16 protein-coding genes and 1 pseudogene are annotated in these 20,969 nt (G+C 72.9%); 8 read left to right on the forward strand and 9 right to left on the reverse strand.

The window, feature by feature from the left end:
• Positions 1-29 precede the first annotated feature (29 nt).
• Positions 30-1,124: a chemotaxis protein gene (locus AB0L56_RS17515; protein WP_361032507.1), complete on the forward strand. Its 1,095-nt coding sequence runs from the start codon at positions 30-32 to the stop codon at positions 1,122-1,124.
• A 300-nt stretch (positions 1,125-1,424) separates the two neighbouring features.
• Complete coding sequence (locus tag AB0L56_RS17520; RefSeq protein WP_365424272.1) at positions 1,425-2,849, forward strand: SpoIIE family protein phosphatase; 1,425 nt, start codon at positions 1,425-1,427, stop codon at positions 2,847-2,849.
• A gap of 21 nt (positions 2,850-2,870) precedes the next feature.
• Here AB0L56_RS17520 and AB0L56_RS17525 read toward each other — a convergent pair whose 3' ends face one another.
• Entirely contained in the window at positions 2,871-4,361 is a 1,491-nt protein-coding gene (locus AB0L56_RS17525) for a hypothetical protein (RefSeq protein WP_361032501.1), read from the reverse strand.
• Between the two features lie 233 nt (positions 4,362-4,594).
• On the opposite strand from AB0L56_RS17525, the gene AB0L56_RS17530 reads away from it, so the two are divergent.
• Entirely contained in the window at positions 4,595-5,728 is a 1,134-nt protein-coding gene (locus tag AB0L56_RS17530; protein ID WP_361032498.1) for an aminoglycoside phosphotransferase family protein, read from the forward strand.
• A gap of 344 nt (positions 5,729-6,072) precedes the next feature.
• Positions 6,073-7,971 carry an N-acetylmuramoyl-L-alanine amidase gene (locus AB0L56_RS17535; protein ID WP_365424399.1) on the forward strand — a complete coding sequence of 633 codons (1,899 nt, stop codon included), beginning with the start codon at positions 6,073-6,075 and terminating at the stop codon, positions 7,969-7,971.
• A 57-nt stretch (positions 7,972-8,028) separates the two neighbouring features.
• Here AB0L56_RS17535 and AB0L56_RS17540 read toward each other — a convergent pair whose 3' ends face one another.
• From AB0L56_RS17540 to AB0L56_RS17555, 4 genes and pseudogenes are all read right to left on the reverse strand, one after another.
• Entirely contained in the window at positions 8,029-8,526 is a 498-nt protein-coding gene (locus AB0L56_RS17540) for a hypothetical protein (RefSeq protein ID WP_004991805.1), read from the reverse strand.
• Positions 8,527-8,583: 57 nt separating this feature from the next.
• Positions 8,584-9,128, reverse strand: a pseudogene (locus AB0L56_RS17545) (ABATE domain-containing protein).
• 220 nt (positions 9,129-9,348) lie between these two features.
• A complete protein-coding gene (locus AB0L56_RS17550; RefSeq protein ID WP_361032491.1) occupies positions 9,349-10,248 on the reverse strand; it encodes a universal stress protein in 900 nt (299 codons plus the stop codon).
• A 146-nt stretch (positions 10,249-10,394) separates the two neighbouring features.
• The gene (locus AB0L56_RS17555) at positions 10,395-10,637 is read right to left on the reverse strand and encodes a DUF397 domain-containing protein (RefSeq protein WP_361032488.1); all 243 of its coding nucleotides are present in this window, start codon (positions 10,635-10,637) and stop codon (positions 10,395-10,397) included.
• 231 nt (positions 10,638-10,868) lie between these two features.
• Between AB0L56_RS17555 and AB0L56_RS17560 the strand changes: the two genes are divergently transcribed.
• The gene (locus AB0L56_RS17560) at positions 10,869-12,638 is read left to right on the forward strand and encodes a sulfatase (RefSeq protein ID WP_361032486.1); all 1,770 of its coding nucleotides are present in this window, start codon (positions 10,869-10,871) and stop codon (positions 12,636-12,638) included.
• A 242-nt stretch (positions 12,639-12,880) separates the two neighbouring features.
• Here the strand turns inward: AB0L56_RS17560 and AB0L56_RS17565 are convergent, their stop codons facing one another.
• On the reverse strand, positions 12,881-13,459 hold the full coding sequence (locus AB0L56_RS17565) for a TetR family transcriptional regulator (RefSeq protein ID WP_365424276.1): 579 nt from the start codon (positions 13,457-13,459) through the stop codon (positions 12,881-12,883).
• Between the two features lie 185 nt (positions 13,460-13,644).
• Between AB0L56_RS17565 and AB0L56_RS17570 the strand changes: the two genes are divergently transcribed.
• A complete protein-coding gene (locus tag AB0L56_RS17570) occupies positions 13,645-15,423 on the forward strand; it encodes a serine hydrolase (protein ID WP_365424278.1) in 1,779 nt (592 codons plus the stop codon).
• A 239-nt stretch (positions 15,424-15,662) separates the two neighbouring features.
• On the opposite strand, the gene AB0L56_RS17575 is transcribed toward AB0L56_RS17570, so the two are convergent.
• From AB0L56_RS17575 to AB0L56_RS17585, 3 genes are all read right to left on the reverse strand, one after another.
• On the reverse strand, positions 15,663-17,228 hold the full coding sequence (locus tag AB0L56_RS17575; protein WP_365424280.1) for an NAD(P)/FAD-dependent oxidoreductase: 1,566 nt from the start codon (positions 17,226-17,228) through the stop codon (positions 15,663-15,665).
• A 48-nt stretch (positions 17,229-17,276) separates the two neighbouring features.
• Positions 17,277-19,535: a tetratricopeptide repeat protein gene (locus tag AB0L56_RS17580; RefSeq protein ID WP_365424282.1), complete on the reverse strand. Its 2,259-nt coding sequence runs from the start codon at positions 19,533-19,535 to the stop codon at positions 17,277-17,279.
• Positions 19,536-19,667: 132 nt separating this feature from the next.
• A complete protein-coding gene (locus AB0L56_RS17585) occupies positions 19,668-20,039 on the reverse strand; it encodes a ferredoxin (protein WP_361032471.1) in 372 nt (123 codons plus the stop codon).
• Between the two features lie 126 nt (positions 20,040-20,165).
• Here AB0L56_RS17585 and AB0L56_RS17590 point away from each other — a divergent pair, with 126 nt between their 5' ends.
• Together AB0L56_RS17590 and AB0L56_RS17595 are read left to right on the forward strand one after the other, a co-directional pair.
• Positions 20,166-20,543 (forward strand): DUF6479 family protein, encoded by a 378-nt coding sequence (locus AB0L56_RS17590; RefSeq protein WP_365424401.1) that lies wholly within the window; start codon positions 20,166-20,168, stop codon positions 20,541-20,543.
• 64 nt (positions 20,544-20,607) lie between these two features.
• Positions 20,608-20,958: a hypothetical protein gene (locus tag AB0L56_RS17595; protein ID WP_361032468.1), complete on the forward strand. Its 351-nt coding sequence runs from the start codon at positions 20,608-20,610 to the stop codon at positions 20,956-20,958.
• Positions 20,959-20,969 lie beyond the last annotated feature (11 nt).

Raw genomic sequence — 20,969 nt, forward strand, 5'->3', positions numbered from 1 at the left:
TACCGCCCGATCGGCCCTATGGTGCTGTCATGGAGCACGATCTGAGTCCCGCGGCCCTGGCCGAGCTTCGTCGCCCGCGCCCCTACCCGGCGGTGTCCGTGCTGACGCCGACGCATCGGGGCCGGCGCTTCAACAGCCAGGACGCGGTCCGGCTGCGCACCATGGTGGCCGAGGCCAAGAGGCGGCTGGAGGCCGATCCCGCGGTCAGTCGGGACCGGCGCGCCGATGTGTCCCTGCAGCTCGACCGGGCCCTGGCGGAGGTCGACCCGACGCACACCGAGGACGGTCTGGCCATCTTCGCCGCCCCCGGCGAGCACCAGGTGTGGTCCCTCGCCCGCGGCGTGCCCGAGCGGGTCGCCATCTCGGACACCTTCCTGACCCGCAACCTCGTCTCCGCCCACACGGCGGAGCGGCCGTTCTGGGTGCTGTCCGTGTCCGCCGACCGGGTCAGCCTGTGGAGCGGCGGGGTAGACCGGGTCGCCGAGGAACGCACCGGAGGCTTCCCACTGATCCGTGAGGGGCGGGCGTTCGACCCGGAGCGGCAGGAGAGGGTCGGTGACCAGCCGAGCAGCTTCCGGGACGAGGACACCCGGCGGTTCCTGCGCGATGCCGACGCGGCGATGGCCGCGCTGCTGCGCCGGCACCCGCGCCCGCTGTACGTCACCGGCGAGCCCGCCGCCCTGTCCGTGCTGCGCGAGACCGGAACCGTGACCAAGGACGCCGTGCAGATCCCGCGCGGCGGGCTGGCGCACGGTACGCCGGAGGCGGTGTGGCAGGCGGTGCGGCCGGTGCTCGAGGACGAGGCGCGCAAGGGTACGCAGGATGTGGCCCGGTCCCTGGAATCGGCCCGGGGGCGCAGGGAGTTCGCGGCCGGCGTCGACGAGCTGTGGCAGAGCGCCCGGGAGGGCCGGGTCCGGCTGCTGGCCGTCGAGGAGAACTACCGGATCACCGTGCGGGACGCCGGTGATCATCTGATCATCGCCGAGGACGGCGACCTGGACGCCCGCGAGGACATCGTGGACGAGATCGTCGAGCAGTGCCTGGAGACCGGCGCCGAGGTGCGCTTCGTCCCGGACGGCATGCTCGCCGACGCGGACGGGATGGCGGCGGTGCTGCGCTACTGAGCGCGCGGTTTTCATCGACACGTCCCGGCGAACAAACACCTCGCCATCGAACAGCTGAGTGAGTGGCCGTCCCCGTCTCCGACGTAGCGTCATGTCACTTGCGTACCATGGGAGTTGAGGCGTCGATCGGGCCTCTGGCGTATATCCCCGGGTAACCCCGGGAAGACGGTGGCATATGACATGGGCACCGCCTTATCGTGTGTTGCCGAATCCCTTACAGGCCGTCGCGGGCTGTGCCACAGTCGTAGCGGTCCCTTTCGTCCGCCTGAAGGCCGTACCGTCCCCGCATCGGAGTGCGTCATGCCGTCCCACCTCTCCGCGGACCGCCCAGCCGCCCAGCCGCCAGGACGCGGCCCGGTCGACGCGCTCATCTCGCAGACCCGGCGGCTCAAGGGCGACGTGGACGCCGTACGCCGTGACACCCCGGACGACGGAACGGACCCGCGGGAACGCTGGCGGCGCGCGCTGTACGACCTGGCGCTGCATCAGCTCGACGACCTGGACCGGCATCTGGCGGAACTGCGGGACGACCCGCTGTCCACGCCCGCCCCGTCCGGCCCGGATGCCGCCGGCCCGCCCGCGCCCCGGCACGCCCTGCTGCTCGACCGGGTCGGCAGCGCGGAGTGGAACCTGCTCACGGATGAGGTGAGCTGGTCCGCCGAGCTGTACCGCATTCTGGGCCGCGATCCCGCCGCTCCGCCGCTCACCCTCGACGAACTGCCGTCGCTGGTGCTGGACGAGGACCGGCCCGGACTGACCGCGATGGTCACCGGCTGTCTGGTCGACGCCCGGCCCATCGACGGGGAGTTCCGCGTGCTGCGCCCGGACGACGGCGTACGCACCGTGCACATGATGGGCGAACCGGTCCTCGGTGCCGACGGCAGCACCGTCTCGATGTGGGCGGTGCTGCGCGACGTCAGCGAACTGCGCCGCTGCCGGCGGACGGTGAGCGAGACCCGTGACTCGCTGCACCACCAGCGGCATGCCGCCGCGCGGACCGAGCACCGGCTCGCGGTCGAGTTGCAGGAGGCCGTGCTGCCGCTGTGGCGCGGCTCCCTGCGGCTCCCGCACGAGGGGCCCCGCGCCCTGGACGTCGCCGCCGCCCATCTGCCGCCGTCGGCGCACGCGCCAGTCGGCGGGGACTGGTACGACGCCCTGGAACTGTCCGACGGCACCACGCTGCTGAGCGCCGGCGACCTCACCGGCCGCGGGGTCGGGGCGGCCTCCGGCATGGCGATGCTGCTCGGCGCCGTGCGCGGCATGGCCATGACCGGCACCGAACCCGGCCCGCTGCTCGCCTGTCTGAACCGGTTACTGGACGCCACCGTGCAGCCGGCCCTGGGCAGCGCCGTCTGCCTGCGCTACCGGCCCACGACCCGCTCACTGGTGTGGGCGCAGGCCGGACACCCCGCCCCGCTGCTGTTCCGCCGCGGGGCGGGGCGGGCGCTGGAGGCGCCCCGGGGTGTGCTGCTCGGTGCCGCCTCGGGCTCCTCCTACGAGCAGGCCGAGGAGACCCTCGAGGTCGGTGACCTGGTACTGCTGCACACCGACGGGCTGGTGCCCGGGCACGCCGGAGCCACCGCGGTCCACCGGCTGCTCGGCCTCGCCCCCGGTTTCGCCGGAGCCCGCACCGCGCAGGACTGTGTCCGGGCGGTGGTACGGGAGTTCGGCGAGGGCGAGCGGGAGGACCACGCCTGCGTGCTGGTGGCCAGGGTCGCCTCCTGACGGCCCCCGCGGAACCGGCGCTCACGCCGGGGCGCTGCCGCCCTTGCTCCTGGGCCGGGGCAGCGCCAGTTCGATTTCCTCCCTGAGCTCCTGGATCCTCGGATACGACGCGTACTCGGCGGTGAGCCGGTACATCTGACGCAGCCGGTCCCAGGTGCGGCGCGAGGAGTTCTGCCCCATCGACACCAGGGCGAGGCGCGCGAACCGGTCCGCCTGCTCGGGATCGTCCGCGATGAAGCACGCGGAGGCCATGGACAGGAAGTCGAAGATCTTCGACCGCTGCTGTGCGTCGACCCGCAGGGCCAGCGCCTTGTCCGCGAAGTGCTGGGCGTGCGTGGCCGCGTCCGGCTCGAACTCCGCGAGCGTCCGGTACGCCAGGGCCTGCATGCCGTACAGGTCCGCCTCGTTGAACAGCTGCATCCAGCTCGGCGGCGGCACGTCCGCCTTGTCGGAGACGAACAGGTCCTCGGCACGGCCCAGGGTGCGGCGCATCGCCTGCCCCTTGCCCATGGACGCCTGCGCCCACGCCTCGATGGTGTGGAACATGGCGCGGGTGCGCGGCAGGACCTCCTCGCCCGAGCCGGACTGGGCGAGCTTCATCAGGTCCATCGCCTCGTCGGGCCGCCCGAGGTGCACCATCTGGCGGGCCGCCCGGGACAGCGCCTCGCCGGCGCGCGGCCGGTCACCGCCCTCCCGGGCCGCGTGGGCGGCGATGACGAAGTACTTCTGGGCGGTGGGTTCCATCCCGACGTCGTGCGACATCCAGCCGGCGAGGACGGCGAGGTTGGCGGCGACGCCCCACAGGCGCCGCTGGAGATGGGGTGGGTGGCGGTAGGCGAGCATGCCGCCCACCTCGTTGAGCTGGCCGACCACCGCCTTGCGCTGGAGACCGCCGCCCCGGGCGGCGTCCCAGGCGCGGAACACCTCCACGGAGCGTTCGAGCTCCTCGATCTCCTCCGACCCGATGGGGGCCGCCTCGTAGCGGTCGAACCCGGCGGGCTCGGCGCGCAGGGGCTGGTCGAGTCGGGGAGCGTCGGCGGTCAGGGCCGGATCGGTGTGCAGCCAGTCGTGCATGGCGCTGCTGAGTGCGGATCCCGCGGTGAGCGCGGCACCCGCGCCCACCAAGCCGCGTCGGTTGAGCATGAGGTCCATTCCCGTGAATTCGGTGAGGACCTCGGCTGTCCGCTCGGGCGCCCACGGCACTCCGTCGGGATGTTCCGCACTCCCGGGGCGTGGCCGTTTCCCCGTACGCCCGTGCCGGACCAGACCGAGATCCTCGATGGTCACGACACGGCCGAGACGCTCGGTGAACAGGGCCGCCAGCACCCGCGGTACGGGATCGCGCGGGATCTCTCCCATGTCGATCCAGCGCCGCACCCGGGAGGTGTCGGTCGCCAGCTGGGGGTGGCCCATGGCCGCCGCCTGCCGGTTGACCAGCCTCGCGAGTTCGCCCTTGGACCAGCCGGCCAGGCCGAACAGGTCCGAGAGCCGGGTGTTGGGTTGTCCGCTCACGTCAAGCCCCCAGGTTCTCGGCTGAGTTGACAGTAGCCCGGTGCGGGTTGCCGGGCGACTATTCGCCAGGGTTCGCCAGGGTGCGCCAGATGGTGTGCCAGGGGCCCTCGGGTGTCGAGTAGGAACGCGCCACCACGACCCCGTCGCCGCAGGGACATTCCCCAGGGTGCGCCGGGCGGCCGGGCCGGGTGGTGCGATGACGTCGCAGGCACACGAAGGGATCTGTATCACCCATGTACGCAGCATCGTCCTCCGTGTCCGCCCCGCCCCGGCCGCTGCGTCCGCGTCCGTCGGACAGCGGCCCCTACCTCTCCCCCGCGCGGCCGGCGGCGCCCGTGCTCGGCGCGGGCGGCGCACGGCGCACCGCGGGACCGGGCACCCAGCCGCTCAGCGGGCGGCTCGACCTGTCCGGTCCGCAGGGCGCCCAGCTGCGCACGGCGATCGCCTCGGTGCACCGCATCTGCCCGGAGTTCACCCCCGTCCAGGTGCTGCGCCGCACCGGCCGGTCCGTCCTCCTGGTCGGCACCACCGGCCGGAACACCGCGGTCGCCAAGTGCTTACTGGACCACTCCCCGGCCTGGAGTGAGCGGATCCGCCATGAAATAGCGGCCTACCGCTCGTTCGTCCGGCACCGCCCTCCCGTACGGGCGCCCCGGCTGATCGCGGCGGATCCGGACAACTGCACGCTGGTGATCGAGCGGCTGCCGGGCCGGGTGGCGGCGCTGCAGCGGCACCCGGCCGAGGCACCACCGCGGGCGGACATCAGGGCGGCACTCGGCGCGATCTGCCGGCTGAACTCCTGGCGGCCGCCGGCCGGGACGTTCGACGCGCCCCTGGACTACGCGGCCCGTATCTCCCGGTACCACGAGCTGGGGCTGCTCACCGACCGCGACCTCGGCGATCTGCAGAAGCTGCTGCGCGGTATCGCGCTGGCGACCGGGCGCCAGGGCATGGGCCAGTTCTGCCACGGCGACGCGCTGCTCTCGAACATCCTGATCTCACCGGCCGGTCCCGTGCTGGTGGACTGGGAGCACGCGGGCTGGTACCTGCCGGGCTACGACCTGGCGACGCTGTGGTCGGTCCTCGGGGACGCGCCGGTGGCCCGGCGGCAGATCAGCCAGATCGCCCAGTCGGCGGGCCCCGCCTCGCGGGACGCGTTCCTGGTGAATCTGATGCTGGTGCTGACCCGGGAGATCCGCACCTGCGAGACGGCCGTGCAGCGGTCGATGAACGAGGCGGTACCGGTGCCGTCGGGGCATCCGGGCGCGGCACCGTCCGGCGAGGAGCAGCGGCTGCTGCTGCGGCGCCTGCACGACGACTGCCAGTTGGCCCGCAGGGCGGTGCGGGCGGCGGTGGGCACGCGCTGACGTACACGACTGCCCGCGGCCGCGGGCGGTCGTGCCTCCCCCCTGGGCCCACACATGGGGCACAGTTGGCCCGGGCTTTCCTCCGCGCCACCGGTGTACACCACTGACGCACCGCAGGCCCCGCCGCAACCCGCCACGAAACCACCGCACACCCCGATTGACGAGGGAATTCACGCCTCCCTGGGCATGATTGACGGATTATCGGCCGACCGGTACCACTGACACGCACCGCTCGGCACCGTACGGCGCACCATGCCCGCCCGCCCCAGGAGGCTGCATTGCGACATCCCGCCACCGACCCCGGTCCCACGCCGGGACCATCACGACGCGCTACCCGCGGCACCCTGTGCACCCTCGCGGCGGCCGCCCTGACCCTGCCCCTGCTGGGCGCCGCACCCACCCCCGCCCAACCGCCCACCGCCCGGCTGCAACAGGCATTCGCCGCCGCGTCCGCCGAGTACGACGTGCCGCAGAGCGTGCTGCTCGGCGTCTCCTATCTGCAGTCCCGCTGGGACGCGCACGGCGGTGCCGCTAGCGTGACCGGCGGCTACGGGCCGATGCACCTCACGGACGCGCGCACCGCGCTCGCCGCGTCCGACCACCACGGCGAGGGCACGGAGGATCCCCGCGGCGACGACGCCCGCCGGCCGCTGCGTCCCGAGGAGCGGGCGCCCCGCACCGACCGGCTGCCGGACCGCCTCACCACCCTGCCGAAGGCGGCGCGGCTGACCGGGCTCAGTCCCGAGCAGCTGCGCGAGGACCCGGCCGCGAACGTGGCGGGCGGCGCCGCGCTGCTGGCCGAGGCGCAGCGCCGGCTGGGCGAACCGAGCAGCGAGGACCCCGCGGACTGGTATGCGGCGGTGGCGCTCTTCTCCGGCACCGACGACACCGCGTCGGCGGTGGCGTACGCCAACGAGGTGTACGAGGTGATCCGCGCCGGTGAGCAGCGGGTCACGGACGCCGGACAGCAGGTCGCCCTGACCGCCCGTCCCGGCCTCGCGCCGGACACCTCCGCGCTGCGCCGCGCCGGGCTGCGCACCAGCTCCGCCGCCGGCACGGAGTGCCCGACGACGGTGTCCTGCGAGTGGATCCCGGCGCCGTACGAGGATCTCGGGGACGGCGACTACGGCAACCACGATCTGGGGAACCGGCCCGCCTCGCAGGACATCCGCTACATCGTCATCCATGACACGGAGGGTGCCTGGGAGGGCGTCCTCAACATGGTGCAGGACCCCACCTACGTGTCCTGGCAGTACAGTCTGCGCTCCACGGACGGCCATATCGCCCAGCACGTGAAGGCGAAGGACGTGGCCTGGCACGCCGGCAACTGGTACGTCAACGCGGGGTCGATCGGACTGGAGCACGAGGGCTTCCTGGCGGAGCCCGACGCCTGGTACACCGAGGCGATGTACCGGTCCTCGGCCCGGCTGGTGAAGTACCTCGCCGGGAAGTACGACATCCCGCTGGACCGGCAGCACATCCTCGGCCATGACACCGTGCCCGGAACGACCACGGCGACCATCCCCGGCATGCACACCGACCCGGGCCCCTACTGGGACTGGCGGCACTACTTCGAGCTGCTCGGCCGCCCTCTGAAGGCGACGGCCGGCCCGGACTCCGGTGTGGTGACGATCCGGCCCGACTATGCCGCCAACCGGCCGGTCTTCACCGGCTGCGAGGTCGCGGGTGAGCCCTGCGCGACGCACGGGTCCAGCGCCGTGCGACTGTACTCCGACCATGACGAGAGCTCCCCGCTGATCCGGGACATCGGCCTCGGCCGCGCCCCGACCACCGGGGTGAACGACCTGTCCTCACGGGTGTCCACGGGCCAGAGCTACGCGGTCGCCGACCGCTGGGGCGACTGGACGGCCATCTGGTACCTGGGTCAGAAGGCCTGGTTCAAGAACCCCAAGAAGCACCCCGCCGCCGTGCCCACGCAGGGCAAGGTCGTGACCCCGAGGAAGGGTCTCGACTCGGTGCCGGTCTACGGGAGGGCGTATCCGGAGAAGGAGGCCTACCCGGAGGGTGTGCCGGCGCAGGCGGTGTCGCCGCTGCCGTACACGGTGCTCAAGGGACAGAAGTATGTGACCGGGGGGAAGGTCCCGGGCGAGTACTACTACGCGGTGACCTTCGACGATGCCTCGCACCGGGTGGTGCGGGGGAAGGACCTGTACTACGAGATCCAGTTCGGCCACCGGGTCGGCTTCGTGCGGGCCGCGGACGTGACGGTGCGGTCGTCGTAGCGGCGCCGGAGGCGTGGTGAAGGGGCCGGGTTCCCCGTGGAGCCCGGCCCCGAAGTGTCAGCCCTGCTGGAACAGTTCCGCGGGCAGCGGCTTGAGGAGGGCGTACAGGTCGTCGGTGATCGGGCGGTCCCAGGCGGCGATGGTCACCAGGACGTTGTCACTGCGGTCGAACTGCACACAGGAGATCCGGCCCTCGGACAGCTTGACGCGCCGCACGATCAGCAGATTGTCGCCCTGCATCACCGGCACGTCCTCGGTGCCGACGACGGTCACCTCCTCGTCGTTCTCCAGCGCCAGCAGCAGTTGTCCGACCTCGAAGGGGACCTCGCCCTCGGGGACGTCCCGGGCCGGGGAGCCCTCGGGCAGATTGCCGATGATCATCGCCGGGCCGCGTCCGCCGAACAGGTCGTACCGCAGGAACACACCCTGGCAGCTGCCGTCGGGGGCGGGCAGCAGCCCGGCACCCAGGTTGCCGGGCCAGTCGCCCGGGTCCATGGCCAGTACGTCGAAGTCGGGCCCGGCGGGGGTGGCACTACGGCGGCGGAGGAACGACATGCGGCCATGGTACGTGCCCGGACCGACGTACGGGCGCGCGGGCGACGCCCGCCGCGACTACCCGGACCGCCGGTGCCGCTCGTGGTGGCGGGCCACCCGGGCACGGTTGCCGCAAGGTGTTCCTTCAGGAAGTAGCGCACACAGCGCGGGGCGTGGCAGGCGTGCAGCCGCTCCCGGTCGGGGCCGGTGAGGAAGCCGATGGCGGCCCGGGCGAGCATGGCGGTCAGGTCGTCCGCGCCGTCCGGCACGGGCCGCCGCGGTACCAGGGGGTCGCCGTCCTCGTCACCGGTCAGGACCGGGACGGTGGGGGTGCGGGCGGCGGCCTCGTTCAGCCGGCGCAGCGCCTCGGGGACGGACAGCAGGCAGTTCGCGTCCGCCGGGCCGGCCGGTGCGGGGCGGACGGCATGGGCGAAGAAGGCACGGACGGCGGTGAGGCAGGCGGCGTCGGGGAGGTGGCGCTCCGCTCCGGGGAGTGCGTCGTGGCGGGCGCGCACCGAGGCGGCGAGGGCGGCGGGACCGGTCAGGTCGTCGGTGACTTTGCCATCCCCCTCGTGGCGGATGGTGAGGACGAGGTCCAGCGCGAGCCGGGCGTCCCCGGTGATCTAGTCCCGCATGCGGTCGATGACAGGGGCGGCGCGTCCGGGGCGAGGGCCTGTCCGGCGGATCAAGTCGGGGAAGGGGGCGGCGCCGTGCAACCCAGGTGAGCGGGGTCGGGTGCGTCCAACTGCAAGGCGGAGGAGGGAATCGACGCGATGGGGGTCCCCAACGCCGCAGATGGGCGTACCAGGCCCCGCGTCCCCGGCACGATCCGCCGGACAGGTCCTACGCCTCCTCCGGAGGGGCCGGCGGTACTACGGCTACCGGGCTCGCCGCGTGGAGGAGTACCGCCTGGGTGACCGAGCCCATCATGCGGGCGGGCGCCATCAGCCGGCGGCGATGGCGCCCCACGACGACCAACTCCGCGTCCTGCGACGCGTCGACCAGATGACCGGCCGCGTCACCCGGGAGCACGTCGGTCCCGGCGGTGACGCCCGGATGCCGTTCCCGGTGGGCAGCCAGAAAACCCTCGGCGAGGGTGCGGGTCTCGTGCTCGACGGCGTCCTGGTCGATGTCCGGCGGTGGCACCTCCCCCGGCAGCATCCAGGTCTGCAGCGGCCAGGAATACGCGGCGACGACCCGCAGCCGTGTGCCGCGCAGACCGGCCTCGGTGAAGGCGAAGGCGAGCGTGGCCTCGTCGGGACTGTCGACGTTCAGGCCGACGACCACGGGCCGGCCGGCCGCGGACGTCGTATCGGCGTCGCCCTTGGGGCGGGGCACCACCACGACGGGACACTCGGCGTCGCGTGCCGCCGCGAGCGAGTTGGAACCGAGCAGCAGACTGGCGAACCCTCCGCGGCCCCGGGAGCCCAGCACCAGCAGCTGCGCCGTCGCCCCCATCTCCGGCAGCAGCGCGCCGGGCGCGCCGTCCAGGGTGATGTACTCGACGTCCGGGAGCGCGCTCTGCGGCTCCATGTGGCCGCGGACCTGGTCGAGGACCGGGTCCGCGTCCGGGCCGGGCGGCCCGGAGACCAGGACCTGGGACCGTGTCCAGGAGGTGTACTGGCGTACGTGCACGACCCGCAGCGGGGCCTCGCGCCGACGGGCGGCGTCGACGGCCCACTCGAGGGCACGCAGGCTCTCCTGAGAACCGTCGACCGCCGCGACGACCGGCTGGGTGTCCATGGTTCCTCGCTTCCGGAGTACGCTCTTCGCCTTCCCCGGGCCAGCCTGACTCAGGCATGGCCGGGCAACGGCTCTTCAGCTCGCGTGTCCGGAAAATCGCGGGGAACACTCCCCGGTGGCGGGCCGTCCCGCGACGGCCGCACCTTTCACGTCAGGTCGAACTCGCCCTCCCGCGCTCCCGACACGAACGCGCCCCACTCGGCGGGGGTGAAGATCAGGGAAGGGCTCTCCGGGCGGCCACTGTTGCGCATGGCGATGAATCCCTCCACGAAGGCGATCTGGACATCGCCCAGGCCTCGGCTGCTGGACTGCCACTCCGCATTGCTGAGGTCCAGGTCCGGCTTGTCCCAGCCCATGAGGGGGCGCTGCTGGGTGGTGCTCTCGGCCACGTCCGTGCTCCTCCCGGTTTCGTCGTCCGCCGTCAGCCTAGCGACCGGGTCCGGTGCCCGACAGGCCGCGGGAAAAGTACCGGTGGGTCCCGGGCCGTCCCGTCGGGCGGGTGAAAGAGGCGGGGCGCGGGTTGAACCCGTCGCGGCCGGCGTCCGTACTGGTGGGGGCAGACCCGTTCGACGGGTCCTGTTCGCCATGCCATCGCAGTACCGCACGGAAGGACCCTCCGGGTGTCGCTCTTCACTCGCCCCCGCCGGCTGCCGGACACCACCGAGGGCGGAGCGGACCGGGACGGCGATCCGGCGGCGCCGGAGGAGACCGCCGGGAGTACGCCGGCCGTCACGCCGCCGGGCTGGTTCGGCTGGCGCCGTCGCTGGCCCCGTACGGCACGCGGGGTGACCGTCGGGATCACCGTGCTCGCCGGGGCGCTGCTGCTGATCGCGCTGCTGCTGCCGAACCGGATGGAACGCGTGAACCTGTTCGCGTTCCTGCGGCTGCCCTCCGAGGGGATCCTGCTCGCGGCGCTGCTGCTGGCGCTCCCGCCCCGGCCGCGGCGGATCACGGCGGTGGTGTCGGGGGCGCTGCTGGGTCTGATCACCGTGCTGAAGTTCGTCGACATGGGCTTCTACCAGGTGCTGGCCCGGCCCTTCGACCTGGTGCTCGACTGGATCCTGCTCGACGACGCGACGGACTTCGTCCGGGAGTCGTTCGGGCGGAGCGGGCAGGTGCTGGCCGTGATCGGCGTGATCGTGCTGTTCCTGGCGGTGCTGGTGCTCATGACGCTGGCGATGGTCCGGGTGACGGGTCTGATGGTCCGCCACCGTCCCGTCGCCACCCGTACGACGCTGATCCTGGGCGTGGCGTGGATGACGTGCGTCACGCTGGGCGTGCAGCACTCCGGTCTGCCGGTCGCGGCCAAGGTCGAGGCGGACATCGTGGGGAACCGGGTGGAACAGGTGCGCGCGGGACTGCGCGACGCGCGGGTCTTCGAGAAGCAGGCCGCCGTCGACGCGTTCGCGAAGACACCGCCCGACCGGCTGCTCACGGGGCTGCGCGGCAAGGACGTGCTGTTCACCTTCATCGAGAGCTACGGCCGGGTGGCGATCGACGACCCGGCGATGGCGGAGCCGATCGACGCGGCGCTGAAGGACGGCACCCGGAGGCTGAAGGACGCCGGTTTCGCTTCGCGCAGCGGCTGGCTGAGGTCGCCGGTGACGGGCGCCGGCAGCTGGCTCGCCCATTCGACCTTCCTGTCCGGACTGTGGATCAAGAACCAGCAGCGCTACCGCAGTCTGACCACGAGTGACCGCATGACCCTGACCAAGTACTTCCGCAAGACGGGCGACTGGCGCACCGTCGGCATCGTGCCCGGGGTGCGGCGGGCCTGGCCGGAGGGCAAGTTCTTCGGCCTGGACCACATCTACGACTCCGAGCAACTCGGCTACCACGGGCCGTACTTCAGCTGGACCCCGGTGCCCGACCAGTTCTCGCTGGAGGCCTTCGAACGCCTGGAGCACGGTAAGAAGGACCGCGAGCCGATCATGGCGGAGATCATCCTGGCCTCCAGCCACAACCCCTGGTCGCCGATCGCGCGCATGATCGACTGGGATGACCTCGGTGACGGTTCGGTGTTCCACGGGATCAAGAAGGAGGGCACGGACCCGAAGGAGGTCTGGAAGGACCCCGAGAAGGTGCGTACCGAGTATCGGCGGGCCATTGAGTACTCGCTGCGCAGCCTGACGGAGTGGGTGGAGCGGTACGGCGACGAGGATACGGTGCTGGTGTTCCTCGGGGACCATCAGCCGGTGCCTACGGTGCTGAACGGGAGCACCGACAGGGATGTGCCGGTCACGATCGTCGCCAAGGATCCCAAGGTGCTGGAGCGGGTGGGGGACTGGGGCTGGACCGATGGGCTGAAGCCCGCGCCGGACGCTCCGCGGTGGGGCATGGACAAGTTCCGCGACCGCTTTATGACGGCGTACGGGCCGGAGGGTGGGTGAGGGTGTTTCGCCCCCGCCGCCCCTTCCCATTCCCGACCCCGGGGGCGCTGCCCCCGGACCCCCGCTCCTCAAACGCCGGAGGGGCTGGATTGTGCCGGACGGGCTGAAAATTCAGCCCGTCTGGGGGTACCCCCTCTGGGGGAGTTTGAGGACGAGGCCCGAAGGGCCGAAAGGGGGGTCTGGGGGCACAGCCCCCAGGGACGGGACGGGAAAGGGCGGCGGGGGCGAGGAAAACAGGCCGGCTACCCGGCGGCCACGATCCGGTCGACCGCCGCCGCCACCAGGCGGTCGCGCTCCGCCGGGGTGAACACCTCGGGCAGGGTGAGCTGTTCGACGATGAGCCAGTTGAACGCCAGATAGAGCAGCTTGACGGCCGTGGCGTCGCCGGGAAGGCCGGACTCCTCGTGATAGCGGACGTTCGCCGCCACATCCGCACGCACCCGTTCGGTAAGCACCGTACGCAACTCCGGCCGCCGGGTGGCCTCCAGCCGGAGTTCCAGCAGCGCGAGATAGCCCGTGCGGAACGCGGCGACACGCCCGACCACTTCACGCATCAGCACCGCGTACGCCTCCCGGTCCCGCCCGCCGGCCCGCTGCCGAGCGATGAGCTCCTCCTCCGGCTGGAGCCGCTCGTAGACCCGGGCGCCCGCCTGGGTGAGCAGCTCGTCGCGCGAGGCGAAGTAGTTGGAGGCGGTGCCGACCGGCACCGCGGCCTCGGTGTCGACCGCCCGGAAGGTCAGGCCCCGGGCGCCGTCCCGGGCCAGCACCTCGATCGCCGCGTCCACCAGCGCGGCCCGCCGCTGCTCGTTCCGTCTCACCACTGACATCACTCCGCCCGCCGGGACACCGTCACCCATCACACCACTTCACTCACAGTACTTCGCCCGGAGTCACCAGCCCCGCCCCATTGACACATCCCGTACCTGACAGGAAAGTTTCACTCCGCGCGACGTTCCCGAAAAATTCTTTCAGCCCCTCACTCGGGGTCACAACACGGGAGGAACTCATGGCGGAGGCAGGCGCGGGAAGCATCACCCGGCGTCAACTGGGCCGAGGCGCACTGGCCCTGGGCGGAGCGCTGACCATCGCCCCCCTTCCGGCCGACCCCGCCTCGGCCGCCGGGGCTGCGTACGGCGGCCCTCGGACCCTGAAGCACGGATCGGCCCGGCGTGCCGGACTGCTCTCCGCGCCCCTGCGCCAACTCGTCACCGACGCCGAGGCGTTCCTCGCTCCGTCGCCCACGCACCCCTGGTACGCCGGGGCCGTGCTGCTGGCCGGACGGGGCGGCACGGTGGCGCTGCATCGGCCCATCGGCATGGCGGTGCGCTACCGGGCGTACGACGAGGAGACCGACACCGGCGTCGAGTTCCCTGCCGACCAGCAGATTCCCATGAGCGCCGACACCGTCTTCGACCTGGCCTCGGTGTCGAAGCTGTTCACCTCCGTTCTCGCCGTGCAGCAGATCGAGCGGGGCAGGCTGGAGCTTGAGGCGACCGTCGCGTCGTACCTGCCGGACTTCGGGCGCGCGGGCAAGCAGGAGATGACGATCCGGCAGCTGCTCACCCACACCTCGGGGTTCCGCGCCTGGATCCCGCTGTACAACGCGCCCACGTACGAGGAGAAGATCCGGCTCATTTACGACGAGACGCCGGCCAGTCCGCCCGGGACCGCGTACCGGTATTCGGATCTGAACATGATCTCGCTGCAGCTGGTCCTGGAGGAGATCACCGGCCGCACGCTCGACGTCCTCCTGCGGGACGGGATCACCGGCCCGCTGGGCATGCGCCGCACCCGCTACAACCCTCCCGCCTCCTGGAAGCCGCGGATGGCGGCCACGGAGGACGCCCGCAGACCGTGGTCCGGCCTCGACCGGGGGCTGGTGTGGGGTGAGGTGCACGACGAGAACGCGTACAGCCTCGGCGGCGTCGCGGGTCACGCCGGGGTGTTCTCCAACGCCTGGGACCTGGCGGTCCTCGCCCGTACCCTGCTCAACGGCGGTGTCTACGGCCGGGAGCGGATCCTCACGCCGGAGTCGGTGGAGCTGATGTTCACCGACTTCAACACCGACTTCCCCGGGGACGAGCACGGTCTGGGCTTCGAGCTCCACCAGCACTGGTACATGGGCGCGATGGCCACTCCGCGCACGGCGGGCCACACCGGCTTCACCGGCACCTGTCTGGTGCTCGACCCGACGACCGACTCGTTCCTCGTCGTGCTGGGCAACTCCGTCCATCCCGTGCGCAACTGGCGTTCGGGGTCGGCTCCCCGCGTGGCCGCCGCGAACCAGCTGGCCCGCGCGGTGCCGGTCCGGCCGGCCCGGGGCCGTACGGCGTGGTTCTCCGGGATGGCGAGCTCCGCGACGGCGACCCTCACCCTGCCCGCGCTGGACACCTCGTCCGGCGAGGCCCGGCTGCGCTGCTCGCTGTGGTGGGACACGGAGCCCCGTGCCGACGTCCTGGTCCTCGAAGCCTCCGCGGACGGCGGCGCGAGCTGGCAGGCGGTGCCGTTCGCCACCGGGCGCCGGGGCGCGGAACCGCAGCCGCATCCCTCGGGCACGGTCACCGGCTGGTCCGGACGGGTCTGGCACGACCTCACCGCCGCCCTGCCCGCCGCCCGGGACCTCACCCTGCGCTGGCGGTACACGACGGACCGGCTGTACGTGGGGCGCGGCGCCTATGTCGACGCCGTGCGTGTCGACGCGCCCGGCGGCCGGCTCTTCGACGAGGCACGCCGGGCGGACGCGGCACGGGTCCGGGCGGAGGGCTGGTCCCGGTCGGCCGACTGACCCCGCGGGTTAGGGCCTGTCCGGCGGACCATGCCGGGACGCGGGGGCTGGCACACCCATCTGCGGCGGTGTCGTCGGTCGCCGACTCCCCCACTCTGAACCTCGCTCGAGCGGGGGGACCCCCACCGCGTCGACTCCCTCCTCCGCCTTGCAGCTGGACGCACCGGACCCCGCTCACCCGGGTTGCACGGCGCCGCCCCTATTCCCCGACTCGATCCGCCGGACAGGCCCCTAGTCCCCTAGTCCCCGGCCTCCAGGACCGCCATGGCGGCGTTGTGGCCCGGTACTCCGCTCACGCCGCCGCCGCGCACCGCGCCCGCGCCGCACAGCAGGACATTGGCGTGCCGGGTCTCCACGCCCCAGCGGCCGGTGCCGTCCTGGGTGTGGGGCCAGGACAGTTCGCGGTGGAAGATGTTGCCGCCGGGCAGCCCGAGATCGCGTTCGAGATCCAGCGGGGACCTGGCCTCCAGGCACGGGCGCCCCTCGGCGTCGGTGGCCAGGCAGTCGGCGAGGGGTTCGGCGAGATGGGCGTCGAGCTGGGCGAGGGTCGACTTCAGCAGTTCCTCGCGTACGGCGTCGTTGTCCCGCTCGAACAGCCGGGCGGGGGTGTGCAGTCCGAACAGGGTGAGCGTCTGGTAGCCCTGGGCGGCCAGGTCCGGGCCGAGGATGCTCGGGTCGGTGAGCGAGTGGCAGTAGATCTCGGACGGCGGGGCGGCGGGCAGCTCGCCCGCGGCGGCCTGGGCGTGTGCGGCGGCCAGTTGCCCGTACCCCTCGGCGATGTGGAAGGTGCCGGCGAACGCCTCACGCGGGTCGACGGAGGGGTCGCGCAGCCGGGGCAGCCGCTTGAGCAGCATGTTCACCTTCAGCTGGGCGCCCTCGGCCGGGGGCGGCGGTGTGTCGCCGGTGAGGATGGCGAGTTCCTGCGGGGAGGCGTTGACCAGGACGTGCCGTGCGGTGGCGACGCCCTCGTCGTCGGCGGTGCGGTGGGTGACCTCGGCCGTGCGGCCGTCGGTGTCGATGCGCACGGCGCGATGGCCCGTGGCGATGACCGCGCCGGCGGCGCGCGCGGCGTCGGCGAGCGCGTCGGTGAGGGCGCCCATGCCGCCGACGGGGACGTCCCAGGCGCCGGTGCCGCCGCCGATGACGTGGTAGAGGAAGCAGCGGTTCTGCGTGAGGGAGGGGTCGTGGGCGTCGGCGAAGGTGCCGATGAGGGCGTCGGTGAGGACGACGCCCCGCACCAGGTCGTCCTTGAAGTTCTGCTCCACGGCGACGCCGAGGGGCTCCTCGAAGAGGATCCGCCAGGCCTCCTCGTCGTCGACCGCGCGCCGCAACTCCTCGCGGGTGGGCAGCGGTTCGGTGAGGGTGGGGAAGACGCGCCGGGCGACGCGGCCGGTCATGTCGTAGAAGCGCTGCCAGGCCCGGTACTCGTCCTCGGAGCCGGTGAGGCGGGCGAACGCCTCGCGGGTGCGCTGCTCGCCGCCGCCGACGAGCAGCCCGGTGGGCCGTCCGCCGCGTTCGGTGGGGGTGTACGAGGATATGGTGCGGGTGGCGAGCCGGAAGTCGAGCCCCAGATCCTGGACGATCTTCCGGGGCAGCAGGCTGACCAGGTACGAGTACCGGGACAGCCGTGCGTCGACGCCGGTGAACGGGCGGGTGGAGACCGCCGCCCCGCCGGTGTGGTCCAGCCGCTCCAGCACCAGCACGGAGCGCCCGGCCCGGGCGAGGTAGGCGGCGGCGACGAGACCGTTGTGGCCTCCGCCGATGATGACGGCGTCGTATGTCCGGGACTCCTGGGATGCGCTCATGGTTCTTCGTAACACGCGATGATCCGTACGGGCCAGACCGGGTCCGGGTCACGCGCCTCCGGCCGCCCCCTGCTGCCGCAGTGCCGCGACCCTGCGGTACAGCCCCGCCGCCTCCTTGCCGTGGCCCAGCCGCTCCAGGCAGTGCGCCTCGTCGTCGCGGGCGGCGAGGGTGTCGGGGTGGTCGGCGCCGAGGACGCGCTCACGGGTGTCGGCCACCTGCCGGTACTCGGTCAGAGCGTCCGCCCAGTGGCCGAGCCAGCCCAGTCCGACGGCGACCTCGCGGCGGCTGACCAGGGTGTCGGGGTGGTCGGCGCCGAGGACCCGCTCGCGCAGGGCGCACACCTCCCGGGACTCGGCCAGGGCCTCCACCCAGCGGCCGAGCCGGCCGAGGTTGACGCCGATGCCGTGCCGGGCGCGCAGGGTCTCGGGGTGGGCTGCTCCGTGTACCCGGGTGCGGTCCTCGACGAGGCGGCGGTAGAGGTCGAGTGCCTCGCCGGTGCGGCCGAGCCGGCCCAGGCTGATACCGGTCTCGTAGCGGGCGGCGAGGGTGTCCGGGTGGTCCGGGCCGAGCGCCCTGGCGCGGGCGTCGGCGACCTCCCGGTAGGTGTCCAGGGCCTCCGTCCAGCGGCCCAGCTGTCCGAGGGCGTAGGCGACGTCGTACCGGGTGACGAGGGTGTCGGGGTGCTCGGGGCCGAGCACCCGGGCGCGGGCGGCGGCCACCTCGCACGCCATGCCGTAGGAGTCCTCCTGGCGGCCCAGCCGGCCGAGGTTGAAGGCGAGGTTGTGGCGGCAGCGCAGGGTGTCGGGGTGGTCCGCCCCCATGGTCCGCTCGCGGGCGGCGAGCACCGACAGATACACCTGATGGGCGTCGAAGGGCCGGCCCAGCTGGGCAAGGACGTAGGCCATCTCCTGGCGGGCGGCGAGCGTGTCGGCGTGGTCCGGTCCGAGCGTGCGGATGCGGGCCTCGGTCACGTGCTTGTACTCGCGCAGCGCGTCGGCGGCGCGGCCGGTGCGGCTGAGGGTGAACGCCACCTCGTAGCGGCTGGCGAGGGTGTCGGGGTGGTCGGGGCCGAGGAGGTGCTCGCGTTCGGCGGCCACCGCGCGGTGCACCTCCCCCGCCTCCGTCCAGCGGCCGAGGCGTCCCAGGCTCAGACCGGCGTTGTGCCGTCCGGCGAGGGTGGTCAGGGCCTGCGGGGACGGGGCGGGCCGCTCCTCGGGCACGGGAGGCGCGAGGGGGCCGGTGGCCGGGCGGGCGATCCATTCACCGGAGAGTCCGGCCCCCGGGTCGGGGGGTGCGGTGCGCGGGCCGTTGCCGGCCGCCGTGTGTCCGGAGGTCATGCCGCGTGTCCAGGACGGCAGCCGGGCCGCGCGCCCCGCCGACCCGGCGCGTGCTCCGACCGCGCGTTCCGTCGGCCCGGGTGCGGTGGTGCCCGGACCGGCGCCCACCGTGGCCGGGGCCGCCCGCAGTGCGCCGATCCGGTCGGCCAGTTCACGGGCGCTGCCCGGTCGCCCGGCGGGCTCCTTGGCCAGCAGGTCCAGGATGATCTGCTCGAGGTGTTCGGGGATCTCGGCGCGGTGGATGCGCGGCGGGCGGGGCGGGGTGTCGCGGTGACCGACGAGGATCGCCCAGGCGTCGTCCAGGTCGAACGGCGGCACGCCGGTGGCGATCTCGTAGAGCACACAGCCGAAGGAGTACAGGTCGCTGCGCCGGTCGACCTCCGAGCCGCTGATCTGCTCCGGCGACATGTAGTGCGGGGTGCCCATGGCGATGCCCGTGCCGGTCAGCCGGGAGGTGAAGCCGATGTCGTGGCCGAGGCGGGCGATGCCGAAGTCGCAGATCTTCACGGTGCCGTCGTCCAGCCGCACGATGTTGGCGGGTTTGAGGTCCCGGTGCACGATGCCCTGGTCGTGGGTGTAGGCGAGGGCCGCGGCGACCTGGCCGGCGACCTCCACCACCTCGTCGACCGGCAGCGGGTGCTGCTTGTTGTCCTCCAGGAGCTGGCTGAGATCGCGGCCCTGGAGCAGCTCCATCACCAGATACAGCACGCCCTCGGACTCCCCGAAGTCGTGCACGACCGTGATCCCGCGGTGCTGCAGCGCCGCGGCCACCCGGGCCTCGCGCCGGAACCGTTCGCGCAGCACGCGGCCGAACGACTGGTCGGGCTGCGCGCCGACGGGCTTCAAGCACTTCACCGCCACCTGCCGGCCCAGCGACTCGTCCCGTGCCCGCCACACCTCGCCCATGCCGCCGCGCCCGATCCGGTCGAACAGCCGGTACCGGCCGTGGATCAGCCTGCTGTCCCCCATCTCCTTCGCCCGCCCCCGTCGCAGTCCGCCCCGCCCTCCCCTGGCTCGTCCAGTATGGCGACAACTCGCCCGAGTTTGTACGGTGCCGGGGCGCGCGGCCCGTCCGCTCCGGTCGGCGGTCGGTTCAGGCGGTCAGTTCAGGGTGGCAAGGAACTCCGTGCAGGCCCGCGCGCAGGCCCGGCACGCCTCGGCCGTCTTGTCCGCCCCGGAGTGTCCGTCGAACGCCTGGGCGGTCTCCAGGCACACCTGCCGGCACCATTCCACCTGGATCCTGATGGTCGCCTCGTCCACCAGGTTCTGCTCGGACAGCATGCGGCAGGTCGCGTCGCAGACCTCCGCGCACATGATGCCCTTGCGTCGTACGAGTTCCTGGTTCTCGGTCCCGTCCGGGTCCACCAGACTGACCCGCGTGGCGCACGCCCGTGCGCACTCGGTGCAGGCCTGGGCACAGGCGAAGCGGTCTTCCAGGTACCGGAACAGCTCCTTCTGCGATGTCGTCGTCACACCGCGCGGGTAGCCGCCGCCCCGGCGGTCAAACGCGGGCAACGGTACGTGTACGGCGATGGGGCGGGCGTCCCGCGGCGAGGTGAGCCGGTTCGTGCCGGGGTCCGGGGGTACCCGCGAGCCATGATGAACACCTCATGGATGGAGACGGCCGACCTCGCGGCGGGCCGTGGCGCCCTGGGCGCCGGGCTGGGCGTGGCGGCGTTGGTGGTGTTGGCCGTGTTGATCGGCATGTTCGTCTTCGGCAGCCGCCGGGTCAGGAACAACCGGACGCGCAGGCCCCGGCCGGAGGAGCAGCCCCGGATGCCCGAGGGCGGCCCGGTGCAGGAGGTACGGGAGCGGCGTGAGCCGGACGAGGTGCCCCGGGGCGACGAGCGTCTGACACCGCACGAACTGAAGGGCCACGGCACGGCCGGCAGCCGCGGGGGCGCGTCGCAGGAGCGGCCCCGCTGGGACGAGGGCAGCAGCGGGGCGTTCGGCAGCGGCGGACCGGGCCGTCACTGATCCGTCCCGGGCCGGCGGCCACTGCCGTACCGCTCGTACCGTCGTACACAGGGAAGTGAGAACCATGGCAGATCCCGACCGGAAGACCCTGCCGCTGCCGGATTACGACCATCTGCCCCTCAGCGGGCTGGAGAGCCGGATCCGCTCGCTGACGGAGGACGAGATCGAGGAACTGCTGTCCTATGAGCGGTCGCACGCCGACCGGGTCCCGGTGATCGAGTTGCTCACGGCCCGGCTGGAGCAGTTGCGCGCGGGCGCCGAGCCGACGTCCGGCGACCCGGAAGCGCTGCGCCCCGAGCAGGGTGCCCGCCAGGCCGGGTCACCGGTCTCGCCCGCCACCTCGCCGCAGCCGCACCATCCCCCGCCGCACGGCACCCCGGACCAGCCGGGCAAGCCGAAGGCCAACCGCACGTAGACGGGCCGGTG

The organism is Streptomyces sp. NPDC052079, assembly GCF_040680275.1.
In the GTDB taxonomy this organism is placed as follows: Bacteria; Actinomycetota; Actinomycetes; order Streptomycetales; family Streptomycetaceae; genus Streptomyces.

What these genes read in the sequence shown, in the direction of transcription:
- AB0L56_RS17515 (WP_361032507.1), top strand. Translation starts at nt 30, where the DNA reads ATGGAGCACGATCTGAGTCCCGCGGCCCTGGCCGAGCTTCGTCGCCCG.
- AB0L56_RS17520 (WP_365424272.1), top strand. Translation starts at nt 1,425, where the DNA reads ATGCCGTCCCACCTCTCCGCGGACCGCCCAGCCGCCCAGCCGCCAGGA.
- AB0L56_RS17530 (WP_361032498.1), top strand. Translation starts at nt 4,595, where the DNA reads ATGTACGCAGCATCGTCCTCCGTGTCCGCCCCGCCCCGGCCGCTGCGT.
- AB0L56_RS17540 (WP_004991805.1), bottom strand. Translation starts at nt 8,526, where the DNA reads ATGTCGTTCCTCCGCCGCCGTAGTGCCACCCCCGCCGGGCCCGACTTC.
- AB0L56_RS17550 (WP_361032491.1), bottom strand. Translation starts at nt 10,248, where the DNA reads ATGGACACCCAGCCGGTCGTCGCGGCGGTCGACGGTTCTCAGGAGAGC.
- AB0L56_RS17570 (WP_365424278.1), top strand. Translation starts at nt 13,645, where the DNA reads ATGGCGGAGGCAGGCGCGGGAAGCATCACCCGGCGTCAACTGGGCCGA.
- AB0L56_RS17575 (WP_365424280.1), bottom strand. Translation starts at nt 17,228, where the DNA reads ATGAGCGCATCCCAGGAGTCCCGGACATACGACGCCGTCATCATCGGC.
- AB0L56_RS17580 (WP_365424282.1), bottom strand. Translation starts at nt 19,535, where the DNA reads ATGGGGGACAGCAGGCTGATCCACGGCCGGTACCGGCTGTTCGACCGG.
- AB0L56_RS17590 (WP_365424401.1), top strand. Translation starts at nt 20,166, where the DNA reads ATGAACACCTCATGGATGGAGACGGCCGACCTCGCGGCGGGCCGTGGC.
- AB0L56_RS17595 (WP_361032468.1), top strand. Translation starts at nt 20,608, where the DNA reads ATGGCAGATCCCGACCGGAAGACCCTGCCGCTGCCGGATTACGACCAT.